The sequence below is a fragment of the Clostridium sp. Marseille-P2415 genome, from assembly GCF_900155545.1.
Taxonomy (GTDB): Bacteria; Bacillota; Clostridia; order Lachnospirales; family Lachnospiraceae; genus Lacrimispora.
Genome location: NZ_LT732526.1, coordinates 2,089,703 through 2,096,289, shown reverse-complemented (window position 1 = coordinate 2,096,289; position 6,587 = coordinate 2,089,703). Strand labels below are relative to the sequence as shown.

The 6,587-nt window shown below is 45.9% G+C and carries 6 protein-coding genes; 5 read left to right on the top strand and 1 reads right to left on the bottom strand.

From position 1 onward, the window contains the following. Positions 1-806: hypothetical protein (locus tag BQ9856_RS24590; protein ID WP_159442004.1), on the bottom strand; the 806-nt coding region annotated here is incomplete at its 3' end. A 267-nt stretch (positions 807-1,073) separates the two neighbouring features. Between BQ9856_RS24590 and BQ9856_RS14545 the strand changes: the two genes are divergently transcribed. Genes BQ9856_RS14545 through BQ9856_RS14525 form a run of 5 tightly spaced genes read left to right on the top strand, consistent with a single transcriptional unit; the run spans position 1,074 to position 6,453 of the window. After that, on the top strand, positions 1,074-2,645 hold the full coding sequence (locus tag BQ9856_RS14545) for an ABC transporter substrate-binding protein (RefSeq protein WP_159442003.1): 1,572 nt from the start codon (positions 1,074-1,076) through the stop codon (positions 2,643-2,645). A 23-nt stretch (positions 2,646-2,668) separates the two neighbouring features. Then, complete coding sequence (locus tag BQ9856_RS14540; protein ID WP_077611668.1) at positions 2,669-3,598, top strand: ABC transporter permease; 930 nt, start codon at positions 2,669-2,671, stop codon at positions 3,596-3,598. A 12-nt stretch (positions 3,599-3,610) separates the two neighbouring features. Beyond that, positions 3,611-4,465 (top strand): ABC transporter permease, encoded by an 855-nt coding sequence (locus BQ9856_RS14535; protein WP_077611667.1) that lies wholly within the window; start codon positions 3,611-3,613, stop codon positions 4,463-4,465. 15 nt (positions 4,466-4,480) lie between these two features. Beyond that, positions 4,481-5,449, top strand: a complete 969-nt coding sequence (locus tag BQ9856_RS14530) for an ABC transporter ATP-binding protein (RefSeq protein WP_077611666.1) — start codon at positions 4,481-4,483, stop codon at positions 5,447-5,449. Further along, the gene (locus BQ9856_RS14525; protein ID WP_077613385.1) at positions 5,449-6,453 is read left to right on the top strand and encodes an ABC transporter ATP-binding protein; all 1,005 of its coding nucleotides are present in this window, start codon (positions 5,449-5,451) and stop codon (positions 6,451-6,453) included. The genes BQ9856_RS14530 and BQ9856_RS14525 overlap by 1 nt, the downstream gene beginning before the upstream one ends. Positions 6,454-6,587: the final 134 nt, after the last annotated feature.

Sequence of the window (6,587 nt, the reverse complement as noted above, 5' to 3'; positions counted from 1 at the left end):
TTACAGAAGAAATAATGCCGGTTCCCGAAATACCGGGTATTCCTGCCCTGTTCCATGAAAGAAGGTATTTCCCTGATGACTTCATCCGGCAGAACGCTGTAATCAAGCATATCTGGAAACAGAGGATTCCAGGTATTGTCATAAGCCAGCAGATAGCTGAAAGATGTCTGTGCACCTTCCAGGGAATCGTATAGGATGGAAGGCTTCATTTTCATAAATAATGTTCCAAGCCCTTTTTCTCCATTCAGCGGGAAATCCCGGACCATATAAATATTGCCTTTATACATTTCAATGGAAGTAGTACGGCCGCTTTTTAACAGGGTAGTGGCGGGACGGCTGGCAAAGTGATTTGCTACAAGGTCTTTTTCCCGGAATGAGTCCAAGGAACATTTTTCATAAGTAGAAGTAAGAATCTGGCTGGTTTCCTTCACATAAAGATAAACTTCTTCAATCGCTTCTGTTTCCTGGCAATATCCATTAAGGACAGACCAGACCTGGTAATTGGCGGCTGAATCCAGAGGCTTAGGTGTAACCACGGAATCAACAATGCCTGCATCGTATGTAATGTGAGTCAGGGAGTTGTGGAATCCGGAGAATAGGGTGTCCAAAGTCTGGAGGGATACATTTAAGGTATTGGAATAAATAAGGTTGTTATTATTGATAAAGGTGGTTGTTGTCTGATGGGTTACTACCATGGATACAACCGCCATGAGAATAACGCTGAAAGCCACCATAACCGTGAACAGCTGCGTCAGGAGTTTTTTGTTTTTGAAATTTTTCAGCAGATCTTTTAAGTTTTGATTCATCGATAATTACACTTCCCCCCCAAAAAAAAATATATACAAAAGTTACAAAAATAAGTATATAAGATTTAAACTTTGATAACAAGTGCTGAAATAAATTATTCTTTTGATAAATTTTGTTCTGTTAACATATTTTATCTTTCCTGGATAAATAATGGAAACCAGATGAAGAATGGGATATTTACAGTGAGGGCGGCATTCGTCTATACTCATGTTACAACAACGAGCTCAGTTTGGTGTGAATATGTATTGAGAAAGGGAAACGAAATTATGAGAAAAAGAATTATTTCATGTTTACTGGCAGCAGTCCTGGGGATGGGGACGCTCGCAGGCTGCGGAGGCGGAAGGGATTCTGCGGGAACAGGAACCGGAACAGAGACATCCTCTGCTAATAAAGAAAACGGAGAAAATGTGGTAACATTCTCCATGTCAGAGGATGTGTACACCTGGGATACCATGGGACAACCGGTGGTTCCCTTCTATAGCATCCAGCTTCTTATTTACGATATGCTGGTGCGTACCGACCACGCAGGGAATTATGAACCTGGCCTGGCTACGGAATGGAGTGTATCCGATGACGGACTTGACTGGACCTTCAAACTAAGAGAAGGTGTGAAATTCCACAACGGGGAAGACTTTAACGCAGAGTGCGTCAAAGCAACGCTGGAGAGAGGAGCGTTTAACAATACCTTAAATATGAACTTCCTCTGGTCGGATATTGAATCCGTAGAAGTGGCGGATAATTATACCGCTGTCGTTCATTGTAAAAAGCCTATTGGTGATATGTTAAACCAGCTTACTTATATGCCTATGCTTCCGGCAAAGGCTTTGGCTGAGCAGGGGGAGGATTTATTTAAAACAAATCCGGGCACCGGTCCATGGAAGTTCGTCAGCTGGGATCCGGGCAACGAGGCTGTTTTCGTTAGAAATGACGATTACTGGGATTGGGGTGATCAGAAGTCCAACGTAGATAAGATCATATATAAACCGATTTCTGAGGATACCACACGTGTATCCAGTATGAGAACCGGTGAGTTTGATATGATTTCCAACATTCCGCCGGATCAGGTCGATGTATTGTCTGGAAACGAAGACGTAGTGGTGGATTCCAAACCTGGTACGACCATCAGCTGGATGGCGCTGCAGTGCGGAGAAGGAAAACCGTTTGCAGATAAGAATGTACGCCTGGCACTAACCCATGCCATTGACCGGAAACTGATCGTAGAAAGCATCCTTGGTTCCGGTTCCCCTGCCTATTGGCCGGTTATGGAAGGCGTGACAGGATACGATAAGGACTTGGAAAGCAAATATAACCAGTACGATCCGGAGCTTGCAAAGAAGCTTCTGGCGGAAAGCAGCTATAATGGGGAAGAAATCTACTTTATGGCAATTGACGGAAAGGTACCGCGTACAAAAGAAGTTCTTCAGGCAGTAATGTCCATGATGACGGAAGCCGGATTTAATGTAAAACTGGAAATCATGGAAGGAGCAACCTTTGTAACAAAACGCTCTGCCGGGGACTATGACATCGCATTCTCCAACGTATTCTATAACAATGGATCCCCATGGAGACATATGATTACACACTGGCTGTCTGATTCCTGCAATACCCAGCTTGAGAATCCGGAGATTACCGCCTTATTGACACAGGCCAAACAGACCATTGATTTAAAGAAGCAGGATGAACTGTTAAAACAGGCATTTACTCTGATGATGGATGACGGCGGACGCATGTGCTACTTTATCAATCTTGACACCATCAACGCCTATTCCGATAAATTAAGCGGAATCAAGCTTTATAATGACACCATTGTTGACCTTTCAAGAGTAATGAAAAATTAAGACAGAAAACAGGGGGTATAAACATGCAGAATTTTATGCAATTCATGGTAAAAAGGCTACTTTCAGCAATGATCGTGCTTTTTGGCGTATCAATTGTAGCCTTTGGCCTTATGCGCCTGGCCCCGGGCAATCCGGCAGCTCTCATGCTGCCGGATAATGCCACGGCAGAGCAGATCGCTGCTGTGGAAGCCAAAATGGGGCTTGATAAGCCGCTGATCCAGCAATATTTGATCTATGTCGTTGATGTCCTGCATGGAAATTTGGGTACATCTATTTTTTTTAACCGTTCTTGCGGAGAACTCATCTTCGGACGCCTTCCGGCAACCGGGCTTTTGACCTTTGCAGCGGTAGCTGTTTCAATTTTAGTCAGTTTTCCAATGGGCATAATTTCGGGTATAAAAAAGGGCTCGGTTATCGATTTTATCTCCATGGTATTTGCACTTCTGGGCATGTCCATGTCCCAGGTATGGCTTGGGCTTTTGTTTATTTTGTTTTTCGGGGTTTTTATGGGAGTGCTTCCCACCCAGGGGTACGGTTCTTTTCAGAATCTGATTCTTCCGGCACTCACCCTGGGCCTTCCTTTGGCAGCCCTGGTAACCAGAATGCTCCGCTCCGGAATGTACGAAGTACTTCAGGAGGATTACATAACTGCTACTAAAGCAAGAGGTATCGGTAATTTAAAAATTTATACCCGGTATGCGTTAAAAAATGCACTCCTTCCCACCATTACCATCATCGGTATGCAGATCGGTCAGCTGCTGGCCGGTGCCATCATAGTGGAACAGGTATTCGGCTGGCCGGGTCTTGGAAGTCTGACGGTAAAAGCTATTAACATGAGGGACTTTCCGCTGATCCAGTCAATCCTGCTTGTAACGGCTTCCCTGTTCGTAATCATCAATATTCTGGTTGATATTATCTATGTGGCGGTTGACCCGCGCATGAGCTTAAATTAGGGAGGGACTGACATGAAAAAAAGTGAATTGCTGCGGAGGATGAGAAAATCAAAGTTCTTCGTAATTGGAATGATCATAGCTGTTTTTGTTATCATTGCAGCTTTTACCTCTCCGTTGTTTGTGGTTCATGATCCCATACAGTCGGATTTAAGGAAACGCCTGATTTCACCGGAATTTTTCGCAAATGGAATAAATGGTTATATCCTGGGTACCGATGCGCTGGGACAGGATATTTTTACAAGACTGGTCATCGGCTGCCGGATTTCCCTGCTGATTGCGGCAGCAGGAGTATTGATACCCGCGGTCATCGGAACGGCGCTGGGGGCGGTAGCCGGTTATTTTGGCGGAACCATTGATAATGTAATCATGCGCATCTGCGACATCCAGCTGTCCATCCCGACTATGGTACTGGCCATAACCGTCATGGCAATTTTCGGAAACAGCGTGCCGAATCTTCTGCTGGTACTGGCTATCGTAGGCTGGACATCCTACACAAGAGTGGTGAGGGGAAGTGTTATGGGAATCCGGAACTCCGAATTTATTCAGGCAGCAAGGGTGCTCGGGGCCTCTAATGCAAGAATACTGGTCACCCAGATTCTGCCTTGCATATTAACTCCGCTCATTATTTTAATGAGCCAGCAGATTGGATTTGTAATTTTAACTGAGGCCAATTTAAGCTTTTTGGGAATGGGAGTTCCCCTTCCGAATCCATCTCTGGGGTCCATGATCGCGGACGGCAGAGAATACATAGCGACTGCTCCCTGGACCGTAGTAGTTCCTGGCGTGACGTTAATGATTATCGTACTGGCTTTTAACTTCCTTGGTGACGGAGTCCGCGACATTCTGGATCCCAAGAACAAAGATTAAGTATGGAGGCGAAAAATGGCACCATTGTTAGAAATTAAAGATTTACATGTAGAATACAAAACAGGCCGTGCAACTGCCCATGCACTGAACGGGATCAATTTAACCATTGAAAAAGGGGAAGCTCTGGGACTGGTTGGAGAGACAGGGGCCGGAAAGACCACCATTGCCTTATCCGCACTAAAGCTGCTTCCCCATGACGTGGGAAAAGTGACCGGTGGTTCCATTACTTTTGATGGAAAATCCGTCCTGGACATGAACAAAAAGAGCCTGGAAGAAATGCGGGGAAATAAAATCTCCATGATATTCCAGAATCCATTAAGCTCTTTAAATCCTCTGTTTACGGTGGGGGAGCAGATTTCCATGGTGTTAAGAAAGCATGAGAACCTAAGCAAAAAAGAGGCGGCGAAACGGGCCGAAGAACTGTTAGAGCTGGTGGGAATCGCCAAGTACCGCCTGGATGATTTCCCTCACCAGTTTTCCGGAGGAATGAGGCAGAGGGTAGGAATTGCGGCAGCCCTTGCCTGCAACCCGGAACTGTTGATTGCGGATGAGCCAACCACTGCTCTTGATGTGACCATTCAGGCTCAGATTTTGGAACTTATGAAGGAACTGCAGAGAAAGCGTTCCAGCTCCCTCTTAATGATTACCCACAATCTGGGAATCATTGCAGAACTCTGTCAGAAGGTAGCGGTTATTTATGCCGGAACCATAATTGAATACGGCAGCGTAGAGGAGGTTTTTACAAACCCTCAGCACTGGTACACCAAGGGACTTTTGGGAGCGATTCCGAATTTGAGCGGCCCCAGAAACCGTCTGGCATTTATTACGGGAAATGTGGCAAATGCCTGTTCCCTGCCTTCCGGCTGTAAGTTCCATCCCCGTTGTGGATCCTGCGTGGACCAGTGCAAGAAGGAAATGCCGCCTTTACATGATTATGACAGAGGCCATCTGGTTGCCTGCTGGGAAAGAGGGGAAGGAAAATGATGGAGAATCGGAATCTTCCGGTCATTGAGGTCCGGAATCTAAAAAAACATTTTAAAGTCAAAAACAAAGGGATTCTTCATGCGGTGGACGGTATCAGCTTTTCCGTAAAGCCTGGAGAGACACTGGGACTGGTAGGGGAATCAGGCTGTGGAAAATCCACGGTCGGAAATGTAATCATGAGGCTCCACAAGGCAACGGAAGGACAGGTTCTGTTTAAAGGAAGCAGCGTTCTTGATTCCAAAGGCAGTGAGAGTATGGAACTTAGGAAGAAAATTCAGATTATCTTCCAGGACCCCTATTCCTCTTTGAATCCCAAAAAGACCATTCAAAACATTATGGAGGAGGCTTACCGCATCCACGGTCTTTGCTCCGGGAAGGAGCGCCGGGATAAAATAGAAGAGATCATTGAGCTTTGCGGCCTGGAAAAATACGTGCTGGAAAAATATCCTCACGAGCTGGACGGCGGAAAACGCCAGCTGGTAGGGATTGCAAGAGCCCTGTCATTAGGGCCGGAATTTATTGTCTGCGACGAGCCCGTATCCTCGCTGGATGTGTCCATTCAGGCCACGATCATTAACCTTCTCATGGATCTGCAGAAGAAGATGAATTTGTCCTTCCTGTTTATTTCCCATGATTTAAGCGTGGTAAGGCATATTTCCCAGAGAGTGGCAGTTATGTACTTGGGTCAGATCATAGAGATTGCAGATACGGACGATATCTTCGCAAATGCCCTTCATCCTTATACCATTGCCCTGTTATCTGCAGTTCCTAAGATTGAATTTCAGCAGAAAACCAGCCGGATTGTGTTAAAGGGAGATGTTCCAAGCCCCATTAATCCTGGGGAAGGCTGCCGCTTTGCACCAAGGTGTTTTCTATGCCGGGATATCTGCAGGACTCAGAAGCCGGAGCTTATTGAGGTAGAGCCGGCACACTGTGTTGCCTGTCATTTCTATGAGGAAGCCAGGGAAAAGGCCAGGAATGTGGAAGCCGGCATGGTAGAATAAACACATATCTTATGCCCAAAAAGCATGGGCAGGAAAGAGGAACGCCCTGCGGGCATACCTTTATGCCCAAAAAACATGGGCAGGAAAGAGGAACGCCCTACGGGCATACCTTTATGCCCAAAAAACATGGGCAG